Annotated in this window: 14 protein-coding genes; 7 read left to right on the top strand and 7 right to left on the bottom strand. The window is 67.0% G+C overall.

Features of this window, described 5'->3' with window-relative positions:
* Positions 1 to 24: 24 nt before the first annotated feature.
* The 4 genes from AC3FMM_RS23135 to AC3FMM_RS23120 form a co-directional block, all read right to left on the bottom strand.
* Positions 25 to 1,473, bottom strand: coding sequence for an efflux transporter outer membrane subunit (locus tag AC3FMM_RS23135; protein WP_488687540.1), 1,449 nt, complete (start codon positions 1,471 to 1,473; stop codon positions 25 to 27).
* Positions 1,470 to 4,658, bottom strand: coding sequence for an efflux RND transporter permease subunit (locus AC3FMM_RS23130; RefSeq protein ID WP_115711020.1), 3,189 nt, complete (start codon positions 4,656 to 4,658; stop codon positions 1,470 to 1,472). The genes AC3FMM_RS23135 and AC3FMM_RS23130 overlap by 4 nt, the downstream gene beginning before the upstream one ends.
* The gene (locus AC3FMM_RS23125) at positions 4,655 to 5,878 is read right to left on the bottom strand and encodes an efflux RND transporter periplasmic adaptor subunit (protein ID WP_115711022.1); all 1,224 of its coding nucleotides are present in this window, start codon (positions 5,876 to 5,878) and stop codon (positions 4,655 to 4,657) included. Before AC3FMM_RS23125 ends, AC3FMM_RS23130 begins: the two co-directional genes overlap by 4 nt.
* Positions 5,879 to 6,128: 250 nt before the next feature.
* Positions 6,129 to 8,543 (bottom strand): carbohydrate-binding family V/XII, encoded by a 2,415-nt coding sequence (locus AC3FMM_RS23120; RefSeq protein ID WP_488687539.1) that lies wholly within the window; start codon positions 8,541 to 8,543, stop codon positions 6,129 to 6,131.
* Between the two features lie 270 nt (positions 8,544 to 8,813).
* On the opposite strand from AC3FMM_RS23120, the gene AC3FMM_RS23115 reads away from it, so the two are divergent.
* Positions 8,814 to 9,959: a metallophosphoesterase gene (locus AC3FMM_RS23115; RefSeq protein ID WP_326347771.1), complete on the top strand. Its 1,146-nt coding sequence runs from the start codon at positions 8,814 to 8,816 to the stop codon at positions 9,957 to 9,959.
* Positions 9,960 to 9,993: 34 nt separating this feature from the next.
* On the opposite strand, the gene AC3FMM_RS23110 is transcribed toward AC3FMM_RS23115, so the two are convergent.
* Positions 9,994 to 10,908, bottom strand: coding sequence for a phosphoribosyltransferase (locus AC3FMM_RS23110; RefSeq protein WP_326347772.1), 915 nt, complete (start codon positions 10,906 to 10,908; stop codon positions 9,994 to 9,996).
* Positions 10,909 to 11,042: 134 nt separating this feature from the next.
* The gene (ettA, locus tag AC3FMM_RS23105; RefSeq protein WP_018005229.1) at positions 11,043 to 12,710 is read right to left on the bottom strand and encodes an energy-dependent translational throttle protein EttA; all 1,668 of its coding nucleotides are present in this window, start codon (positions 12,708 to 12,710) and stop codon (positions 11,043 to 11,045) included.
* Positions 12,711 to 12,859: 149 nt separating this feature from the next.
* Between ettA and AC3FMM_RS23100 the strand changes: the two genes are divergently transcribed.
* Complete coding sequence (locus AC3FMM_RS23100) at positions 12,860 to 13,084, top strand: hypothetical protein (protein WP_010812270.1); 225 nt, start codon at positions 12,860 to 12,862, stop codon at positions 13,082 to 13,084.
* A gap of 49 nt (positions 13,085 to 13,133) precedes the next feature.
* A complete protein-coding gene (locus AC3FMM_RS23095) occupies positions 13,134 to 13,667 on the top strand; it encodes a YgjP-like metallopeptidase domain-containing protein (protein ID WP_488687553.1) in 534 nt (177 codons plus the stop codon).
* Here the strand turns inward: AC3FMM_RS23095 and AC3FMM_RS23090 are convergent.
* Entirely contained in the window at positions 13,649 to 14,533 is an 885-nt protein-coding gene (locus AC3FMM_RS23090) for an endo alpha-1,4 polygalactosaminidase (protein ID WP_488687538.1), read from the bottom strand. The two genes, AC3FMM_RS23095 and AC3FMM_RS23090, sit on opposite strands and share 19 nt — an antisense overlap.
* Positions 14,534 to 14,951: 418 nt before the next feature.
* Between AC3FMM_RS23090 and AC3FMM_RS23085 the strand changes: the two genes are divergently transcribed.
* The 4 genes from AC3FMM_RS23085 (at position 14,952) to AC3FMM_RS23070 (ending at position 19,985) form a co-directional block, all read left to right on the top strand.
* Positions 14,952 to 15,854 carry an amidohydrolase family protein gene (locus tag AC3FMM_RS23085; protein ID WP_115711032.1) on the top strand — a complete coding sequence of 301 codons (903 nt, stop codon included), beginning with the start codon at positions 14,952 to 14,954 and terminating at the stop codon, positions 15,852 to 15,854.
* Positions 15,855 to 15,897: 43 nt separating this feature from the next.
* The gene (locus tag AC3FMM_RS23080) at positions 15,898 to 16,812 is read left to right on the top strand and encodes an amidohydrolase family protein (RefSeq protein ID WP_115681267.1); all 915 of its coding nucleotides are present in this window, start codon (positions 15,898 to 15,900) and stop codon (positions 16,810 to 16,812) included.
* Positions 16,813 to 16,913: 101 nt separating this feature from the next.
* Positions 16,914 to 18,356, top strand: a complete 1,443-nt coding sequence (locus AC3FMM_RS23075; RefSeq protein WP_488687537.1) for a UbiD family decarboxylase — start codon at positions 16,914 to 16,916, stop codon at positions 18,354 to 18,356.
* Positions 18,357 to 18,593: 237 nt separating this feature from the next.
* A complete protein-coding gene (locus AC3FMM_RS23070; protein ID WP_115711035.1) occupies positions 18,594 to 19,985 on the top strand; it encodes a nucleobase:cation symporter-2 family protein in 1,392 nt (463 codons plus the stop codon).
* Positions 19,986 to 19,995: the final 10 nt, after the last annotated feature.

The raw sequence follows: 19,995 nt of genomic DNA, 5'->3' as shown, positions 1-19,995 counted from the left end.
AAACCCTCGCAACTCCGTGCGTTGCTACCGCGCCAGCACCTTCGCATCCCCCTGCATTCCCGCCTCGCGCACAGCCTGCGGCACCGACGGCCAGCCGCCGCCCAGCGACTTGTACAGCGCCGCGGTGCTGGTCAGCGTGTCCACCTGGCCCTGGATCACCGCCAGTTGTGCGTTGAACAGCTTCTCGCGGGCATTGGTCACCTCGAGGTAGCTCGAATAGCCGCCCTCATAGCGCGCGAAGGCCTGGTCCGCATAGATCGTCAGGCTCTTTTCCTGCTCGCGCAGGCTGCCAAGGCGGGTGCGCGTCTCGGTGCCGCTGGCCAGCGCGGAGTTGACGTCGGCCAGTGCCTCCAGCACCGTGCGCTGATAGGCCAGCAGGGCCTGGTCGCGCTGCGCCGAGGCCGTCTGCACCTGCCCGCGGATGGCGCCGCCCTGGAACACCGGCTGGGCCAGGCCGGCGCCGAACCCCCACACCTGCGAAGCGCTGTGCCACAGCGCTCCCGGCGTGCTGGCGATGGCTCCGAACAAGCCGCTCAGGTTGACCGCCGGCAGGTACAGTGCCTGCGCCGCGCCAAGTTGCGCGTTTGCCGCGATGGCCGACTGCTCGGCCTGCAGCACGTCCGGACGCCGCGACAGCAGCGTGGCGGGCATGTCGGCGCCGATGGACGGCGCCTGCAAGGCTGTCACAGCCTTGCCGCGCTCGATCGGCCCGGGCTCGCGCCCGAGCAGCACGGATAGCGCGTTTTCGGTCTGCGCAATGGCGGTGCGCAACGGCGGGATGGTGGCCTCGGCCACGTAGAAATCATTCTCCGCCTGCGCCAGCTCCATCTGGGAAATGACGCCGCCCTCGTACCGCTGCCTGAAAATGTCCAGCCCGTCGCCGCGCGAAGCCAGCGTCTGCTTTGCGACTTCGAGTTGCGCATCGAGCCCCCGCAAGGTCGCATAGCCCTGGACCACCGACGCCGCCAGCGACAGCACCACCCCGCGGCGGGCATATTCCGCGTTCCACAGGCTGGCCTCGGCCGCCTCGGCCTGGCGGCGGATGCGGCCCCACAGGTCCAGTTCCCAGCTTGCGTTGGCCAGCAGCTGGTAGGTGTTGCGCGGGCTGTCGAGGCCGGCGAAGGGCGTGCCGTTGAACGTGCCGAGGCGCTGGCGCGCGGCCGACGCCGACAGGTTCAGCTGCGGAAAGAAGCCCGAGCGCGCCACCATCAGCTGGCCGCGGAATTCGTCGATGCGCGCGGCCGCAATGCGCACGTCAAAGTTGCTGGCAAGGGCCTCGTCCACCAGGGCGGTGAGCACGGGATCGTCGAACTGGTTCCACCAGTCGCTGTCGGCGGCAATCGCCAGCGGGCCGGTGTCGATGCGGTACTGGGCCACGTCCGGCGTCGCCGGCCGCTGGTAATCAGGGCCGATGGCGCAGCCGCCCAGCGCTGCCGCCGCGCAGGCGCCGAGCATCCACGCACGCGCGCTCATGATGGTTCTCCGGCCGATGGCCTGGCCTGGGGCGGGCCGTCGCCCGAGGTCGGCGCCGCACCGCCCGCCGCCTTTTCCCTGGGCTTGCGCTCGGCCAGCACCTCCAGCCCCCAGAAGAACATCGGGATAAAGAACAGCGCAATCACCGTGGCCCCGAGCATGCCGCCGATCACGCCCGTGCCCAGCGATTGCCGGCTCGCCGCCGAGGCGCCGCTGGCGATGGCGAGCGGCACGCAGCCCAGGATGAAGGCCAGCGAGGTCATGATGATCGGCCGCAGGCGCAGCTTGGCGGCGTGAATGGCCGCGTCATAGGCGCTGAGGCCCTCCTTCTGCCGCATTTCCACGGCGAACTCGAAGATCAGGATGGCGTTCTTGGCCGCCAGCGCGATCAGCACGGTCAGGCCGATCTGGAAATAGACATCGTTGAGCATGCCGCGCATCAGGATGGCCAGCAAGGCGCCAAACAGGGCGAACGGCACGGCCAGCAGCACGCCGAGCGGCAACGACCATTTCTCGTACTGCGCCGCCAGGATCAGGAACACCATCAGCAAGGCAAAGGCGAAGACATAGACCGCCGTGGATCCAGCGGTCTTTTCTTCATAAGCCTGCCCGCTCCAGGAATAGGCGTAGCCGATGCCGAGCACCTCCTGCGCGGTTTCCTCCATGGCCGCGATGGCCTGCCCCGAGCTGTAGCCCGGCGCGGCGTCGCCCATGATCTTGGCCGCGGGGAAGTTGTTGAAGCGCGTGACGATGTCGGCGCCCGGGACGTACTTGGTGGTGGTCACCGCCTTGATCGGCACCATCTCGCCCTTGTGGTTGCGCACATAGACATTGTCCAGGTCCTCGGGACGCGAGCGGTACTTCGGCTCGGCCTGCAGGATCACCTGGAACAGCCGGCTGTTCTTCGGGAACTGGCTCACGTAAAGCGAACCGAACATGGTCTGCAGCGCGGAATACACCGCCTCGACCGGCACACCCTGTGTTTCCGAGCGCTCCCGGTCCACCTCCACCATGAACTGGCGCGAGCGCGAATTGATGGTGGAATTGACGCCCGTCAGCTCCGGCCGCTGGCGCGCCCTGGCAATAAACTGGTGCACCTTCTCCTCGAGCTGCTGGTAAGTACCGTCCGCCGTGCTCTGCAGCCAGAACTCGAAGCCGCCCGTGGTACCCAGACCCGGGATCGAAGGCGGGTTGATGGGGATGACCGCGCCGTCCTGGTATGTGGAGAACTCTTTCTTGGCCTTGAGGATCAGGTCCTCGGCGCTCTCGCCCTCGCCGCGCTCGTGGAAGCCCTTGAGCGTGACGAACAGCGTGCCGGCATTGGCCTTGTTCTGGGAATCGATCAGGCTGTAGCCATCCACCGTTGCCACCGAGGACACGCCGGGCTGCCGGGCCAGCCATGTTTCCGCGCGCGACGACAGGTTGCCGGTGCGGTCCAGGCTGGCGGCATCCGGCATCACCACGGCCCCGAACAGGTAGCCCTGGTCCTCCACCGGCAGGAACGATCCCGGAATGCGCATGAACATCAGCACGCTGACGGCGACCATCGCGAGGATGATCGCAATCGACATCGCGGTACGCTTGATGACCACCTGCAGCGATCGGTCATAGCCGGCCACCAGCCGGTCAAAGGAATTGTTGAACCAGGTGAAGAAGCGGTTCTTCTTGTGTTCGCCGGGCTTGAGCAGGATGGCCGCCAGCGCCGGCGACAGCGTCAGCGCGACCACGCCCGACAGCACCACCGACACCGCGATGGTGATGGCGAACTGCTTGTAGAGCTGGCCGGTAATGCCGGACAGGAAGGCCACGGGAATGAACACGGCCAGCAGCACCAGCACGATGGCGACCACCGGGCCGCTGACTTCGTCCATGGCCTTCTTGGCAGCCTCCTTGGGTGGCAGCTTGAACTCGACCATGTTGCGCTCGACGTTCTCGATCACCACGATGGCATCGTCCACGACGATGCCGATCGCTAACACCATGCCGAACAAAGTGAGCATGTTCACCGAGAAGCCGAATGCGCTCATGCCGACAAAGGCGCCGATAATCGACACCGGCACCGCAAGGATCGGTACCAGGGTGGCGCGAAAACTCTGCAGGAACAGGTAGACCACCAGGATCACCAGGATCACGGCGTCGCGCAGCGTATGCACCACCTCGTCGATCGACTCCTGCACGAAGGTGGTGGTGTCCAGCGCGATGTCGTATTCCAGCCCGGGCGGGAAACTCTTCTTCAGTTCCGCCAGCGTGGCGCGCACCTGCTTGGAAACATCCAGCGCGTTGGCGCCCGGCTGCTGGTAGACCGCCATCAGCGTGGCCGTCTTGCCCTTGTAGCGGCTGCGCAGCGAGTAATCCTTGGAGCCAAGTTCGGCGTGCCCGATGTCCTTGAGGCGCACCAGCGCGACGTCGCCGGACTGCGCGCGCAGGATCATGTTGTCGAACTCGGCCGGCTCCGTCATGCGGCCCTTGGTGGCAATCGGAAAGGTCAGCTGGACCGCGCCGTCGGTGGGGGACTGGCCGATGCGGCCGGCCGAGAACTGCTGGTTCTGGTTGGCCACCGCGTTCTTCACATCCTCGGTGGTGATGCCCAGCGACGCCATGCGGTCCGGCTTCAGCCAGATGCGCATGGCGTAGTCCGGACTGCCGAAGATGGAGGACTGGTTGGCGCCCGGAATGCGCTTGAGCGCGTCCAGCACGTAGATGTTGGCGTAGTTGCCGACGAAGGTCTGGTCATAGCTGGCGTCCGGCGAATAGATGGCGATCACCATCATGAACGCCGACGAACGCTTCTGCACCGATACGCCCTGCGAGGTCACGGCCTCCGGCAGCGTGGGCAGCGCCAGGTTGACGCGGTTCTGCACGTCGACCTGGGCCAGTTCCGGATCGGTACCGATCTCGAAGTACGTGGTCAGCGTCAGGTCACCCGTCGATGAACTGGTCGAGTTCATGTACATCATCCGGTCCGCGCCGTTGACCTGCTGCTCGATCGGCGCGGCGACGTTCTGCGCCACCACTTCCGCGCTGGCGCCCGGGTACCTGGTGGTGACGGTGATCGACGGCGGCGTGATGTCCGGGAACTGGGCGATCGGCAGCTTGGTCAGCGCCACCAGCCCGCCCACGGTGATGACAATGGAGACGACCGACGCAAAGATCGGCCGGTCAATAAAAAAATGGGCAAGCTTCATGGCTTGCCTCCCGCCGTGGCGACGCCGGACGCCGGCGTCGGCGCCGGTGCGGGTGCGGCCGCCACGCCGCTGGCCGCGGCGGGCGCGGCAGCTGGCCCGGCCTGCACCGCCTTGACAGGCGCCCCTGGCGCCAGCCGCAGCGTGCCGCTCACCGCGACCCGTTCACCCGGTTTCAGCCCGGATCGCACCACCCAGTTGTCGCCGGTCCACTCGCCCACGTCCACCACCCGCTGCTGCGCCTTGTTGTCAGGACCGATCACCCAGACCGCCTGGCCGCGCTGGGTCTGCACGATCGCGTCCTGGGGCACGGCGATGGCCTTGGCGCGCTTCGCGCCATGCACCTTCACGCGCACGAACTGGCCGGGCCGCAGGACGCCTTCCGGGTTGGACACCTCGGCGCGGACCAGGTAGGTGCCGGTATCCGCGCTGAACGACGCGTCGGCAAAGGCGATGCGCCCGTGGTTGGGGAATGACTTGCCGTCCGCCAGCACGATCACGACATCGAACGCATCCTGCTCCGGGAACTTGATGGCGCCCGATTCGCGCTCGGTGCGCATCTTCAGGACTTCGTTCTCGGACAGGCTGAAATTGACCCACATCGGATCCAGCTTGGCCACATAGGTAAGCAGGCTGTTGGTGGTGTCGATATAAGAGCCGGCCTGCCGCTTGGCAAAGCTGGACAGCCCCGCCACCGGCGACTTGATCGTCGTATAGCTCAGGTTGAGCCTCGCACTGATCACGTTGGCGCGTGCCCCTTCCACGGCGGCGGCCGCGGCCTGGGCCTTGCCGGTGGCGTCATCGAGGTCGCGCTGGCTGAGGGCGTTGCGCTCGGCCAGCGGGCGCACGCGCTTGAGGTCGGCCTGGGCCGTCACCAGGCGCGCCTGCTGCTGCGCCAGCTCTGCCTCAGCGGCCTGCAGGGTCGCCTCGAACGGCTTGCGATCCATCAGAAACAGGGTCTCGCCGGCCTTGACCAGTGCGCCTTCGGTATAGACGCGCTTGTCCAGGAAGCCATTCACCCGGGCCCGGATTTCCACCTGCTGCGAGCTCTGCGTCTGCCCGACAAAGTCGAACACGATCGGCACATCGCGCAGCGTCACTGTCATGACTCCGACCTCGGCTGCGGGCGGCGCGGCCGGCGCGGCTTTCTCCTTGCCGCATCCGGCCAGTGCCAGGACAGGAAGCAGCCATAGCGCGCCGCGCCAGTTGAACACGCTTTTCACAGGACCCCCCAACCAGAAATTTGTTGCGTTGCCGTAGCGCGGCCGAAGCGACCGGCGTTGCAGTTGCCCGGCCCACCGGGTGCACCTTTGCCCACCCCTTTCCTCCGGCAGAGTAAGGCCGGGCCCAGTCAGCGCCAATTCAATCTTTCTTGCGCACGTATTAAGTCCTTTCGAGCCGCGTCACGCGCGCGCCATCCCTTTGTTCTGCGCCCGCCGTGCCGTGTCCGGACAACTATCGCCGCCGCGGCGATCAGCGCCGGAACCCGCCATGAAAGCCACCACCGCGCAAACCCCGGCCGCCGAATCCGCCCCCCATGCCGCCACCCATGCCGCCGCGCCCTTGCCACTGCTGCGCGGCTGCGCTGAAGCGCCGCTGCCCCAGCTCGCGCGCCTGGCGCTGCTGGTCCAGCCGGCCGGTGACATCGTTGCCGGGCTGTACCGGCTCCCAGCCGCCGGGGGTGTGCTTTTGCCAGCCGTTGTCGGTGTGCTGGTACACGGAGCCGTCGTGGCCGGCATATACGTTGCCGTTGTTCCACACCACCGCGTTGTTCTTGTCCGGGTTGGCGACGAAGCCGCGGCTGCCGGCTGTGTGCTGGCCGGTCTGCGTATTGCCGGCAATGCCCGCCTCGGCGGCGCCGACGCGGCCGGTCTGGGCGTTGTAGCCCGCCGCCTGCCGCCCCGCCGCATAGTCGCCGGTGTAGGTGTTGCCGGCCACGCCGCCGCGCGCCGCGCCTTCGCGCCCGGTCGACGGGTTGGCGAAGGCGCCCTGGCGGCCGGCCGCATAGTTGCCGGAATAGGGATTGAACGCGGCGCCGCGGCTGCCCTCGTAGCGCGCGCCGGTGGCGGGGTTGTAGCCGGCGCCCGCGGTGCCGCGCCATTCGGTGCCGGTCCAGGCGTTCCAGCCCTGCGCGTGCGTCACCGTACCCTGGCCCCAGCGGCCGTAGAAGTTGGCCTGGTTCACGTTGACGTAGTTCCAGTTGTACGGGCCGCCCCACCAGTATGGGCCCCAGTACGGCGAGGCCGCGCCCCAGAATGCGCCCGCGGCGAAGCCGAAGGCAAAGCCCTCGGCCAGGCCGATGCCAAAGCCGGCGCCGTAGCCATAGGTAACCGGATAGCCGTAGTAGACCGCGCCCACGTAGGGGGGATAGACATAGCCCGTGCCGTAGACCACGGTGCCGTCGGCACTCACCACCACCCCCATGTAGCCGGGCGTGTAGCCCACCACCACGGTCTGCGGCGTGACGGCATAGATACGCACGTAGGTGACGTAGTACACCGGCGAGGTCGGCGGGATGGTATAGATCGCCGACGGCACCTCGGTGGCCACCTGCCACGGGCCGGCGGGCGCCGGCGCCGTGAACCAGACGCCGTTGGCCACCGCGTAGTAGTGGCTGCCATCGACCTCGATCACCGGCGTGCCGGTATTGACTGCGTAGCTGAGCGAAGTGCCGGTGATCGGCACGAAACGCGGCGCGCCGTCATACGCCACCGTCAGGCTGGCCTTGCTGCGCGACACCGTGGCGGTCTGCGGGATGGTGGCGGCGATCTCGGCCTCGCGCGCCTGCGGCGTGCCGGGCACGGAGACCAGCACATTGGCCTTGGGATCGGTGGGCGGGATGCGGGCAAAGTCGGGCGGCAGCCGGCTGCCCGGCACGTACTGCCACGGCCCGGTCAGCATCGGCGCGCGGAACCAGCGCCCCGAGACCAGCACGTAATACTGGTTGGCGGCCGGATCGACGAAGACCGCGTGGTCGGCGTTGGCCATGGTCAGCAGGCTGACGCCGCTGACCGGCGCCATCTGCGGCGCGCCGCTGGTCACCACCAGCTCGGTCGGCTGGGTGGCAAAGAGGATGGCCGGGGCGCGGGCGGGGCGCTTGCCGTCGGCGGGCAGCATCGTGTCGGGCTTCATGCTGGCGGCCGCCTTGCCGGCCGCGCTCTCCAGCGCCTTGGGCACGGTCGTCATCACTTCCCAGGCGCCGCCGGCGGATTCCGAGCGATACCAGTAGCCGGCCACCTTCAGCCATAGCTCGCCGTCAGCCGCGCGCAGCAGCAGCGCGCGGCTGTTCAGCGCGCGCTCGTACGAGGTTCCCGGCACGGTACGCCAGGCGGGCTCGCCATCGACCAGCACCAGCAGCGTCGGCGTGGTGGCGAACAGGATCTGCGGCGCGTCATTGCGCACCGCGACGCGGCCGGCTTTCGCGATTTGCTGCGACACCGCGTAGCTGGCCTGCAGCTGGTCCAGCGGCACCGTCAGCCCGTTGGCCGGCAGACGCGACACCAGCGACTGGCGCACGCGGTCGGCGGCGTCGGGCTGCGTCGGCACTTCGACGCTGTCGACCGTGATGCGGCTCAGCTGCACCAGCCCGGAGGGCTTGTCGATATCGCCGGTGGCCGAGAAATGGACCACGCCGTAGGTCGGCGAGCCCGTCTTGTCGCCCACCGCCACCGCGGCGCGTCCGGACAGGCGGTTGCCGTCCCAGGTCTCGATCTGGGGCTGGTACAGCTGGACATGGTCGGGGGCCGCATCAAAGTTGCGCGGCCAGGTCAGGGGTGCCGTGGCCACCGCCGACGACTTGGCCGGCGTGGCGGCCTGCGCGGCGAGCGGGGCCAGCGCCAGCCAGGCCGCCGCAACCAGCGCGCTGGTCTGGTTTATCCGAAACGACATGGGGTTTCTCCGGGAGGGCGCCGCCTGCCGGCTGCCGGCACGCGCGGGCAGGATGCTGCACAACAGGCGGCCCATTGCGCGAATCTAGAGTAGCCTGCCAGCGCGAACAATCCGATTTGAAAACATTCAGGATCCGCCAGAAAAAAGACAGATCAGCGGCGGGCGTCGGCCCAGCGGGTGCGCATCTTGCATCGCCTGCGCCCTCCGCCGCGGCCCTTGAAGCGGTCCGTCGCGGCCTCATCTCTTAGCACTCCACCCCGGCCCACGCCCATGCCTCCACGCACCACCATCCTCACCGCTGCGTTCGTCACGGCCCTGCTGCACGGCTATATCGGGCTGCGCCTGCTGCCGGCGATGCCGGTACCGATGGCGGTCAAGGCGCTGGCGGTAGCCTGGCTGGCCCTATCCTGCGCACTGCTGCCGGCCGGACTGCTGGCGCGGCGCGTCAGCCAGCCCTGGTCGGACCTGGTGTCCTGGATCGGCATGCTCGCCATGGGATTCTTCTCATCGCTGCTGGTGCTGACGCTGGTACGCGACGTGGCCCTCGCCGCCGCCTGGCTGGCGGGGCAACTGCTGGGGTGGCGCGCGCCCGGCCTGGCCGCCGGCAGCGCCGTGGCAGTGCCGCTGCTGGCATTGCTGGTCACGCTGGCCGGTTATGTCAATGCGCGCCGCCTGGCGCGCGTGGTCGAGGTCGACGTGCCGGTGCAGGGCCTGCCCGATGCGCTGCACGGCTTCACCATCGCCCAGATCAGCGACATCCATGTCGGCCCCACGATCAAGCGGCCCTACCTGGACCGCATCGTCGACCGCGTCAACAGCCTGCAAGCGGACGCCGTCGCCATCACGGGCGACCTGGTCGACGGCACCGTGCGCGAACTGTCGGCCCACACCGCGCCGCTGGCCCGGCTGCAGGCGCGTCATGGCACCTACTTCGTCACCGGCAACCACGAGTACTATTCCGGCGCACAGCCGTGGATCGACGAGCTGCGCCGCCTGGGCGTGCGCGTGCTGATGAACGAGCACGTGGTGCTGCACCATGACGGCGACGCGCTGGTGCTGGGCGGCGTGACCGACTACTCCGCCGGCCGCTTCCACGAAAGCCACCGCAGCGACCCGCAGCGCGCCATCGCCGGCGCCCCCGCCGATGCCGGCGTACGCGTGCTGCTGGCCCACCAGCCACGCACCGCGCCCGCGGCGGCGCAAGCGGGTTTCGACCTGCAGCTGTCGGGACATACCCACGGCGGCCAGTTCTGGCCGTGGAACCTGTTCGTGCCGATGCAGCAGCCCTACACCGCGGGCCTGGTGCGGCATGGCTCGCTGTGGATCTATATCAGCCGTGGTACTGGATATTGGGGCCCGCCGAAGCGGTTCGGGGCGCCGTCGGAGATTACGCGGGTGAGGTTGGTGCGGGGCTAGGCCATTGCTGCTTCACGCAACCCAATGTCCTTGCTCACTTGTGAAGACGAGGCTTTGGTTTAAGTCGCGAAATCCACTTGCGGACCTTATGGCGCTGTTGTCTGCCGTCGCGATGTCGGTCTATTTGTTCTTGCGGCTCAACGAGGAAAATGCCTTTTGACCCAAGTCTGTGAGTCGTCTCTTCCCTTGCCTTAGCGAGGCGACCTCGGATTTCGTCAACCGAGCGGAAACCGATGAGGTACCCCGCTTCATCAGCGGTGAGGGCGTGGGTGGCAATGCCGAAGATCTCCCGGATTTCATTACCGTACCTCCTTTCCAGTTCCAGAATCGTCCTGCTGGGCGCAACCAGTCTACCAGAGCGGCCGGCGTTCACCAGTACGACTGCGCCAACCACCTCGGCGCGGCGGCCTCGGATGTAGTTGGCCAATTCCGCAAGGGTGCCTCCCATTGTCGTAACGTCGTCTACCAGCACATAGTGCCCGCCGGGTTCTACATATCCGGTGAATTCAGCCCGCGAGTTCATCCGTTCCATAGGATCCGCGCCTGTGTGAAAGACCCGGGTTATCTGCACGATCGACTTGTCGATCATCCCGCCGAGTTCACTGTGCAGATACACGGCCAACATATGCGGAATGGCATTGTCACCCGTTGCCTCTCGTGCGTGAGGTGCCACAAAGATGCGTGGACGGGGAGAACATCTGACTCGCAGCTCAGCGAGCAAGGACGGCGCAAGGTCTGCCACCAGCTGAACCGCGGCCTTGCCGTTGCCCGCCTTGGCAGCCTTATAGCTCGGATGAGCCTTTAGCTCGCGATCGGTACGGTAGAGAAAATGTACCGTCTCAACCGATTTTGGAAAGGCATGCTCGCGAACGCTCGGAGACGGCAGCGCAGGCTTGTGCCGCCGCCAGAATCGTTGACTTTTGCGAGCTGGACGCTTTGACTTTCGCATCCACCAAACCTATCCGGCATCACACTAATGCCAAAGGTCTGGCGACGTGTTTCAGAATTTTCGACAGCGCATACAGCCAGCACCATAAAAAACCAGGCCCACAGGCCTGGCTCTCTTGCTTGCTCGGCAGTGCCTCACCGCACAATCGGCTTGTACCGGATCCGCTTCGGCTTGGCCCCTTCCTCACCCAGCCGCTTCTTCTTGTCCGCCTCGTATTCCTGGTAGTTGCCGGGGAAGAACTCCACATGCGAGTCGCCCTCGAACGCCAGGATGTGCGTGGCGATCCGGTCCAGGAACCAGCGGTCGTGCGAGATCACCATCACGCAGCCGGCGAACTCCAGCAGCGCGTCTTCCAGCGCGCGCAGCGTTTCCACGTCGAGGTCGTTGGACGGTTCGTCCAGCAGCAGCACGTTGCCGCCGGCGATCAGCGTCTTGGCCATGTGCAGGCGGCCGCGTTCGCCGCCCGACAGCGTGCCGACCTGCTTCTGCTGGTCGCCGCCCTTGAAGTTGAAGCGGCCGATATAGGCGCGCGACGGGGTTTCGTAGCGGCCCACGGTCAGCACGTCGGCGCCGCCCGAGATCTCCTCGAACACGGTCTTGGTACCGTCCAGCGCGTCGCGGCTCTGGTCGACAAAGGCCATCTTCACGGTCGGCCCGATCTTGATCTCGCCGCTGTCCGGCTGCTCCTTGCCGGTCAGCATCTTGAAGAAGGTCGACTTGCCGGCGCCGTTCGGACCGATGATGCCGACGATGGCGCCCGGCGGCACCTTGAAGCTCAGGTTCTCGATCAGCATGCGGTCGCCGAAACCCTTGCTGACGTTGTCGAACTCGATCACTTCGTTGCCCAGGCGCTCGCCCACCGGGATGAAGATTTCCTGGGTTTCGTTGCGCTTCTGGTATTCCTGGCTGTTCAGTTCATCGAAGCGGGCCAGGCGCGCCTTGGACTTGGCCTGGCGGCCCTTGGGGTTCTGGCGCACCCACTCCAGTTCCTTGTGCAGCGCCTTCTGGCGCGCCGATTCGCTGGCCTCTTCCTGCTTCAGGCGCGCTTCCTTCTGGTCCAGCCACGAGCTGTAATTGCCCTTCCAGGGGATGCCGTGGCCACGGTCCAGTTCCAGGATCCACTCGGCGGCGTTGTCGAGGAAGTAGCGGTCGTGGGTCACGGCCACCACGGTGCCGGGGAAGCGCGTCAGGAACTGCTCCAGCCAGTCGACCGACTCGGCATCCAGGTGGTTGGTCGGCTCGTCGAGCAGCAGCATGTCGGGGCGCGACAGCAGCAGGCGGCACAGCGCCACGCGGCGCTTTTCGCCGCCGGAAAGATGTTCGATCTTTGCATCCCACGGCGGCAGGCGCAGCGCGTCGGCGGCGATTTCCAGCTGCAGTTCGACGTTGTTGCCGTCGCTGGCGGCCAGGATGGCTTCGTACTTGGCCTGGTCGGCGGCGAGCGCGTCGAAGTCGGCGTCCGGCTCGGCATACGCGGCGTAGATTTCATCGAGCTTCTTGCGCGCCTCGAACACGCCGCCCAGCGCTTCCTCGACTGACTCGCGCACGGTCTGCTCGGGGTTGAGCTGCGGCTCCTGCGGCAGGTAGCCGATGTTCAGGTTCGGCATCGGCGTGGCCTCGCCCTCGATTTCCTTGTCGAGGCCGGCCATGATCTTGAGCAGCGTGGACTTGCCCGAGCCGTTCAGGCCGAGCACGCCGATCTTGGCGCCCGGGAAGAACGACAGCGAGATGTCCTTCAGGATGTGACGCTTGGGCGGAACGATCTTGCCCACGCGGTTCATGGTGAAAACGTACTGTGCCATGGGTGCGTGTTGGTGATGGTGCTGGAGTAGGTGCGGGAATGGCGGAGTGTATCAGGCACGCCGGCGCGCGCAGCCTGGGCCCGGCCAGCTCTGGCCTCCGCCGGTACAATCACAGGTTCGTCTTTCCGCTGATTTTTCAAGCCATCGCCATGAGCAAACCCGCCCTGACCCTGAAGTTCAAGTGCAAGAAGTGCACCAAACCCGTCACGCTGTACCTGCAGAAGACGTCGGCGTGCTCGCACATCACCCCGTACCAGGGTTTCTGCAAGTGCGGCGAAATGATGCGCCACGCCACCGGCGACAAGGACGCGGTCGAGTCCTTCGTCAATTCGCTGGACAACAGCTGGATGCACCACCATCACCACCACCACTGAGCCGGCCACCGTGGTGAACCAGACCTGGCGTCCCGCCGGCAAGGACCCGATGCGCTTCCTGGGCGGCTATCCGCCCGACGTGCTGGAGCAGGTGCGCGAGCTGGTCGCCGCCGGCCGGCTCGGCGACCATCTGGCCCGCCGCTACCCGGGGCGCCACACCGTGCAGACCGACCGCGCGCTGTACGAATACACCACGGACATCAAGCAGGAATACCTGCGCAGCGCGCCGCCGCTGCACAAGGTGGGATTCGATGCGCGCCTGGATTCCGCCCAGCGCGCGCTCGGCCTGCATACCGCGATCTCGCGCGTGCAGGGCGGCAAGCTCAAGGCCAAGAAAGAGATTCGCGTCGCCTCGCTGTTCAAGGAGGCGCCGCCGGAATTCCTGCGCATGATCGTCGTGCACGAGCTTGCCCACCTGAAGGAGAGCGAGCACGACAAGGCCTTCTACCGGCTCTGCGAATACATGGAACCGCGCTACCACCAGCTCGAGTTCGATACGCGGCTCTACCTGGCCTGGCGGGAGCTGGAACGCGCCGCTCCCGCCGCCGGCATCGACCCGGGCGCTCAGGCGTCGCAGGCGTAGCGGAACGACCCGTTCAGCGTCCTGGGCAGCACCAGCGTGCGCAGGTTGGCCGCCTGGGCCTTGGCGCACAGCCCGGCGCGCGTGGCGGCGTCCCGGTACTTGGTGGCGTATTCGATCTGGAATACCGGCTTGCCCTGCCCCGTGAACGCGGTATAGGCACCGCACTCGCGGTACTGGAAGCACTGTTCGTTGATGGCGAAGTCAAAGCTCGCGGCCAGCTCGGCCACCTGTCCCACGTCGTTCTTCAAGCCCACCGCCAGCCCGCGCGCATGCGCCTGCGCCGCCAGGAAGCGGTTGTAGTCGAGCTGGGTCTCGGCCGTCAGCGGCAGGCCGGGGCTGTTGGTATAGCCATCGACATTGTCCGGATCGACCGCATCGCAGCCCTTGCTGACCGCCAGGTCCATGCGCGCCTGCATGATGCGACGCACGTTGGCCGAGCGCGTATCCAGCCAGCGCTCGCCGGCCCAGCCCGACAGCGGGGCGCCCTGGTCCGCCTCGGTGAACTGGTTGAAGTCGGGACGCCAGTCCTCGGAACTGCCCGCCGAGAAGTAGCAGATCACGCGCCGGCCCTGCGCCTTGAGCGCGTCGATGGTGGCCTGCGGCGTATCGAACAGGTCGAAGTCATAGGCGGTCACCGCATAGCTGGTATTGAGCCTGCCGGTCAGCTGGATCTGCCAGGTGTCGGTAAGCGCCGGGGCCCAGCGCGTGGTGGCGCTGGTGGTCGTGTCGTTGATGTGCCGCGTCGTGGCCGCGGCCGTCGGCGACACCATCTCGGTCTGCCCGCCATCGCCGCCGCAGCCGCCCAGTGCCAGGCTCAGCGCAACCGACAGCAGCGCCGCTGCCTTCTTCGCATCGTTGCCATGCATATGTTCTTCCCCTTCCCTGTGATGAACCCCGTTCGAAGCGAGCGGCCCTGTTGTCGATATGCCGCGGCGGCCGGGCCTGCCGCTGCGGTCCCCGCAATGTAGCGGATTCAGGGCCTGGTCCGGAATGCAGGCCGGCCCCACTGTTCGTGCGGCGCAACACATGATGCGCTTGACCCATGCCGAGGCGCTATGTATAAAGAGCGCGTGGGTAGAAGCGGTCGATTGGACAGCAGCGGTGCAATGCCGCGACGTCCAACTGGAGATTGCTCACTGACGGAGTGTTTCGTCGGTGGCGCAGTGGTCCAGACGCTCCCCTGACAAAGACTCCCGATCGCAGCATGCAAGGCCGGCCCCGCGGCGTTGTTCGCGCGCGCCCGCCGCATGCGTGTCCAACCTAGTCATTGTTAGGGGATCTCCCATGATCATCGACACCAGCTGTTATCCGACGAACCTGGTGGACCTGGCCTGGCGCCACGACGGCGACCCGTTCACCGGCGAGCGCCTGATCCAGATGATGGACGGCCCATTCACCATCAACGGCAAGCCGCGCCGCATCGACAAGGCCTTTATCCAGCCGCCGCAGGGCAACACCATCTACACCTACACCGACGGCGTGAAATCGGGCAGCGAATCGATCGACGCGTACATGGCCTATACCGTCGAGATGGTGAAGAAGTATCCCGACCGCTTTATCGGCTGCTTCGTCTACAACCCGCGCTGCGGCGTGCAGAACGGCGTCAACGCGATCGAGCACTACGTGAAGAAGCTGGGCTTCAAGATGGTCCAGTTCCAGGCCAACATGCACGCCTACCGGCCGGACCGGGCGCTCGACTGGCTGCGCCCGGCGCTGCAGAAATGCGCCGAGCTGGGCGTGCTGGTCAAGCTGCATACCGGCGACGGCCCCTACAGCATCCCCACCGAATGGGTGCCGATGATGAAGGAATTCCCGACGGTGAACTTCATCATGGCCCACTTCGGCGTGCAGACCGGCGGCGTGTACTGCTTCGAGCCGTTCCAGATGGCGATGGACATGCCCAACGTCTACTGCGAATCGGGCTGGTGCCTGCAGTCGCGCATCGTCGAGTTCGCCAAGGTGCTGCCCAAGCACAAGATCCTGTTCGGTTCCGACACCCCGCCCAACGAGCCCGGCATGTGGCTGCGCCTGCTGGAAGTGCTGTGCTTCGAGCCGCCCCAGGGCCTGAACCTGGATGAAGACACGCTCGAGGACTACCTCGGCAACAACGTCGCCCGGATGATCGGCCTGGCGCCGACGCCGGTGCCGCGCACGCTGGAAGAAGCGAAAGCGCGCCTGGCCGCCTGAGCGCAATGCCCGCGCCAATGACAACGGACTCCGGAGCACCCACATGATTATCGACACCCATCTGCACCCGACCAACCTGGTCGACGAAGCCTGGCGCCACACCGGCGAGCCTTTCAACGGCGAGCGCATGCTCAAGATGATGGACGGCCCCTACATGATCAACGGCAAGCCGCGCCGCATCGACATGGGCTTTATCCAGCCGCCGCCGGGCAACACCGGCTACCGCGACGGCAACCGCCGCGGCCGCGAAGGCATCCGCGACTACATGGCGTATATCGCCGAGCTGTGCCAGAAGTACCCTGACCGCTTTATCGGCAACTTCACCTTCAACCCGCGCTGGGGCCCGGAGGAAGGCGCGCTGGAGCTGGAATTCCACGTCAAGGAGTACGGCTTCAAGATGCTGAAGCTGCATGCCAACATGCACGGCTACCGTCCCGACCGCGCGCTCGACTGGCTGCGCCCGGCGATGAAGGTCTGCGCCAAGTACAACGTGGTGGTGCTGATCCACACCGGCGACGGCCCGTACACGATCCCGACGATGTTCTATCCGATCATCCGCGAATTCCCGATGGTCAATTTCATCATCGGGCATTTCGGCATCCAGACCGGCGGCAACTATTCGTTCGAGGCGTTCTGGATGGCGATGGACACGCCCAACGTGTATTGCGAATCGGGCTGGTGCTTCCAGTCGCGCATCGTCGAGTTCGCGCGCCAGCTGCCGCGCGACAAGATCGTGTTCGGCACCGACACGCCGCCCAACGAGCCCGGCATGTGGCTGCGCGAGCTGGAAATGCTGTGCGGCCCCGCGCCGCAGGGCATGGACCTGGACGAGGACGGGCTCGAGGACTACATGGGCAACAACATCGCCCGGCTGGTCGGCATCGAGCCGACCGCGCCGCCCAGGACGCAGCAAGAGGCCCTGGCGCGGCTGAAGGATACCTACGCCAGCACCCGGTAGTCGCTAGCTGTTCGGCAGGCAGGCACGGCACGGCGGCCGGGACATTCCCGGCCGCCGGGGCAGCCTTCGCCCTGGCCCACCCTGACCCCAGGAGCCGATCCATGAACTCACCCTCAGCGCCCTTCGCCACCGCGACGCCGGCGCGCCAGCCTTTCCACGATACCTCGCAGGACTTCCACCAGTTCCTGGCCGCCTACCGCGAGGCCTTTCCCGACGACGTGCTGCACATCCGCGCGCCGGTCGGCGCCGACCAGGACGCCACCGCGCTGGTGTGGGCACTGGCCGCGCAGGGCCGCCATCCGGCCCTGCTGTTCGACCATGTCGAAGGCCTGGGCACGTCGCTGGCCACCAACCTGTTTGCCTCGCGCGAGCGCGTCGGGCGCATGCTTGGCGGCGTGCCGCCCGCCGGCATCCATGCCGAATACCAGGCCCGCAGCCGCCGCATGGTGGCGCCGCGCGTGCTGGACAGCGGCGCCGTCACCGGCCACGTCGAGACGCAACACATCGACCTGCGCATGATTCCGGCGATCCGGCATTTCGCCACCGACCGCGGCCCCTATATCACCAACGCCATCCTGATCGCGGAAGATCCCGACAGCGGCATCGGCAACGCCAGCTACCACCGCTCGATGCTGCATTCGCCCACCGAGATCGCCACCAGCCTGCATTCGCGCGGCCACCTGTGGCGCATGCAGCAGCGCGCGGCCGAACTGGGCCGCCCGTTGCCGGTGGCGATGGTGATCGGGGCGCATCCGCTGTTCATGCTGGCCGGCGCCGCGCGGCTGCCGTTCGGCGTGGACGAGCGCCATGTGGCCGGCGGCCTGTTCGGCGCGCCGCTGGAAGTGGTACGCACGCCGCGTCACGGCATCCTGGTGCCGGCGCATGCCGAGATCGTGCTGGAAGGCGTGATCGATCCCGAGGCCCGCGTCGACGAAGGCCCGTTCGGCGAGTTCACCGGCTACTCGTCGGACCGCTCGACCAACAACCTGCTGCGCGTGCAGAGCGTGATGCGGCGCACGGACGCGTGGCTGGTCGACGTGGTCGGCGGCAATTCGGCCGAGCACCTGAACCTGGGCCGGATCCCGCGCGAGTCCGAGATGGTGGAGAAGCTGCGCGAGCGCTTTCCCGGCGTCACCGCGGTGCACTACCCCAGCTCCGGCACGCATTTCCACGCCTACGTGGCGCTGCGCCAGAGCCGCCCCGGCGAGGCCCGCCAGGTGATGCTGGGCCTGCTCGGCTGGGACCCGTACCTGAAGACGGTGGTGGCGGTGGACGAGGACGTCGACATCACCCGCGACGAGGAAGTGCTGTGGGCCATGGCCACGCACCTGCAGCCGCACCTGGACGTGGTGGTGGTGGACGGCCTGCCCGGCAGCGCGCTCGATCCGTCCGCGTCCGGCGTCGGCACCACTTCACGCATGGGGCTGGATGCGACGCGCGGGCCGGGCTTCGACGGCATCCGCGCGCGCATCGATCCTGCCGCGATGGCGCGCGCGGCCGCGCTGCTGGCGCGGCTGGAGCGTGCGGCATCCCACGTGCCGTGAGGCGCGGCTCAGGGATAACCCGCTGAAAACGGCGGATTCATCGTTTCACCCGATCGATAAATCCGCCGCGAACGTTGTACCTTCCCTGCGCCGCTGTCATGCTGGATTGACAAGACAGGACAGGCGCGGGCTTCGCACGAGAGGATGGCAGCACCATCCCGCAAGAGGAAGCGCCGGCACCTTGGCGACACGTTAGCGCAATGCGCAACCGGCGTGATACCGACCAAAGGAGACAGCATGAACCCCACCCTGCCTACGCAAGGGAATGCCGCCGTGCATCCCGTCGACGAGGTCCTGCCCCCGCCGCGCCTGCTGGCCCTGGGCCTGCAGCATGTGCTGGTGATGTATGCCGGCGCCATCGCGGTGCCGATGATCATCGGCGGCGCCCTCAAGCTGCCCAAGGACCAGGTCGCCTTCCTGATCGCCGCCGACCTGTTCTGCTGCGGCCTGGTGACGATGATCCAGAGCATCGGCATCTGGAAGGTCGGCATCCGCCTGCCGGTGATGATGGGCGTCACCTTCACCGCGATCGCGCCGATCATCGCCACCGGCTCCAATCCGTCGCTGGGGCTGCCGGCGGTGTTCGGCGCGGTGATGGTGGCGGGCGTCTTCACTTACTTTGCCGCGCCTTATGTCGGCAAGATGGTGCGCTGGTTCCCGCCAGTGGTGACCGGCACCGTGGTGCTGGTGATCGGGATCTCGCTGATGCGGGTGGGGATCAACTGGGCGGCGGGCGGCAATCCCACCCTCAATACCGCGGCAGGCCCGGTGCCCAATCCCAATTTCGGCCTGCCGGTGAACATTGCCATCGCCACCGCGGTGCTGTGCACGGTGCTGGCGCTGGTGGCGTTCGCGCGCGGCTTCCTGTGCAATGTGGCGGTGCTGATCGGCATTGCGGTGGGCTTCGGCATCGCGCTGGCGCTGGGCAAGGTCAGCTTTGACGGCCTGCGCGGCGCGCACTGGGTCGAGTTCATCACGCCCTTCCACTTCGGCTGGCCGACCTTCGACGCCATGACCTCGGTCACGCTGTGCGTGGTCATGATCGTGATCATGATCGAAGGCGTGGGGCAGTTCCTGGCGCTGGGCGAGATCGTCGGGCGCCCGGTCGACTCCGAAGACCTGGCGCGCGGCCTGCGTGCCGACGGTGTCGGCGCGCTGGTGGGGGCGGTGTTCAACACCTTCACCTACACCTCCTACGCGCAGAACGTGGGGCTGGTGCAGGTCACCGGCGTGCGCAGCCGCTGGGTCTGCGCCACCGCCGGCGGCATCCTGATCGTGCTGGGCTGCCTGCCCAAGCTGGCCTTCTTCGCGGCCTCGATCCCGCAATACGTGCTGGGCGGCGCGGCGCTGGTGATGTTCGGCATGGTGGCGGCCACGGGCATACGCATCCTCGGCCATGTCGACTTTGTCGACAACAAGAAGAACGCCTACATCGTCGCCGTCAGCGTGGCGCTGGGCATGATCCCGCTGGTGTCCGACAAGTTCTTCGCGCAGATGCCGGAGCTGCTGGCCAAGTTCTGCCAGAACGGCATCCTGCTGGGCACGCTTGCCGCGGTGCTGCTGAACCTGCTGTTCAACGCGCGTTCGCCGGCCCCCCAGCCCCACGGCCTGGCCAAGGAACCGGCATGACGAAGTTGGC

This window comes from Cupriavidus sp. 207A1 (assembly GCF_057798955.1).
Note: the sequence above shows the minus strand (reverse complement) of the source record. Positions and strands in the feature narration are given on the sequence as shown.

Excerpts from the sequence above, each read along its gene's own strand:
- AC3FMM_RS23135 (WP_488687540.1), bottom strand. The coding sequence starts at position 1,473 with ATGAGCGCGCGTGCGTGGATGCTCGGCGCCTGCGCGGCGGCAGCGCTG.
- AC3FMM_RS23130 (WP_115711020.1), bottom strand. The coding sequence starts at position 4,658 with ATGAAGCTTGCCCATTTTTTTATTGACCGGCCGATCTTTGCGTCGGTC.
- AC3FMM_RS23120 (WP_488687539.1), bottom strand. The coding sequence starts at position 8,543 with ATGTCGTTTCGGATAAACCAGACCAGCGCGCTGGTTGCGGCGGCCTGG.
- AC3FMM_RS23115 (WP_326347771.1), top strand. The coding sequence starts at position 8,814 with ATGCCTCCACGCACCACCATCCTCACCGCTGCGTTCGTCACGGCCCTG.
- AC3FMM_RS23110 (WP_326347772.1), bottom strand. The coding sequence starts at position 10,908 with ATGCGAAAGTCAAAGCGTCCAGCTCGCAAAAGTCAACGATTCTGGCGG.
- ettA (WP_018005229.1), bottom strand. The coding sequence starts at position 12,710 with ATGGCACAGTACGTTTTCACCATGAACCGCGTGGGCAAGATCGTTCCG.
- AC3FMM_RS23100 (WP_010812270.1), top strand. The coding sequence starts at position 12,860 with ATGAGCAAACCCGCCCTGACCCTGAAGTTCAAGTGCAAGAAGTGCACC.
- AC3FMM_RS23095 (WP_488687553.1), top strand. The coding sequence starts at position 13,134 with ATGCGCTTCCTGGGCGGCTATCCGCCCGACGTGCTGGAGCAGGTGCGC.
- AC3FMM_RS23090 (WP_488687538.1), bottom strand. The coding sequence starts at position 14,533 with ATGCATGGCAACGATGCGAAGAAGGCAGCGGCGCTGCTGTCGGTTGCG.
- AC3FMM_RS23085 (WP_115711032.1), top strand. The coding sequence starts at position 14,952 with ATGATCATCGACACCAGCTGTTATCCGACGAACCTGGTGGACCTGGCC.
- AC3FMM_RS23080 (WP_115681267.1), top strand. The coding sequence starts at position 15,898 with ATGATTATCGACACCCATCTGCACCCGACCAACCTGGTCGACGAAGCC.
- AC3FMM_RS23075 (WP_488687537.1), top strand. The coding sequence starts at position 16,914 with ATGAACTCACCCTCAGCGCCCTTCGCCACCGCGACGCCGGCGCGCCAG.
- AC3FMM_RS23070 (WP_115711035.1), top strand. The coding sequence starts at position 18,594 with ATGAACCCCACCCTGCCTACGCAAGGGAATGCCGCCGTGCATCCCGTC.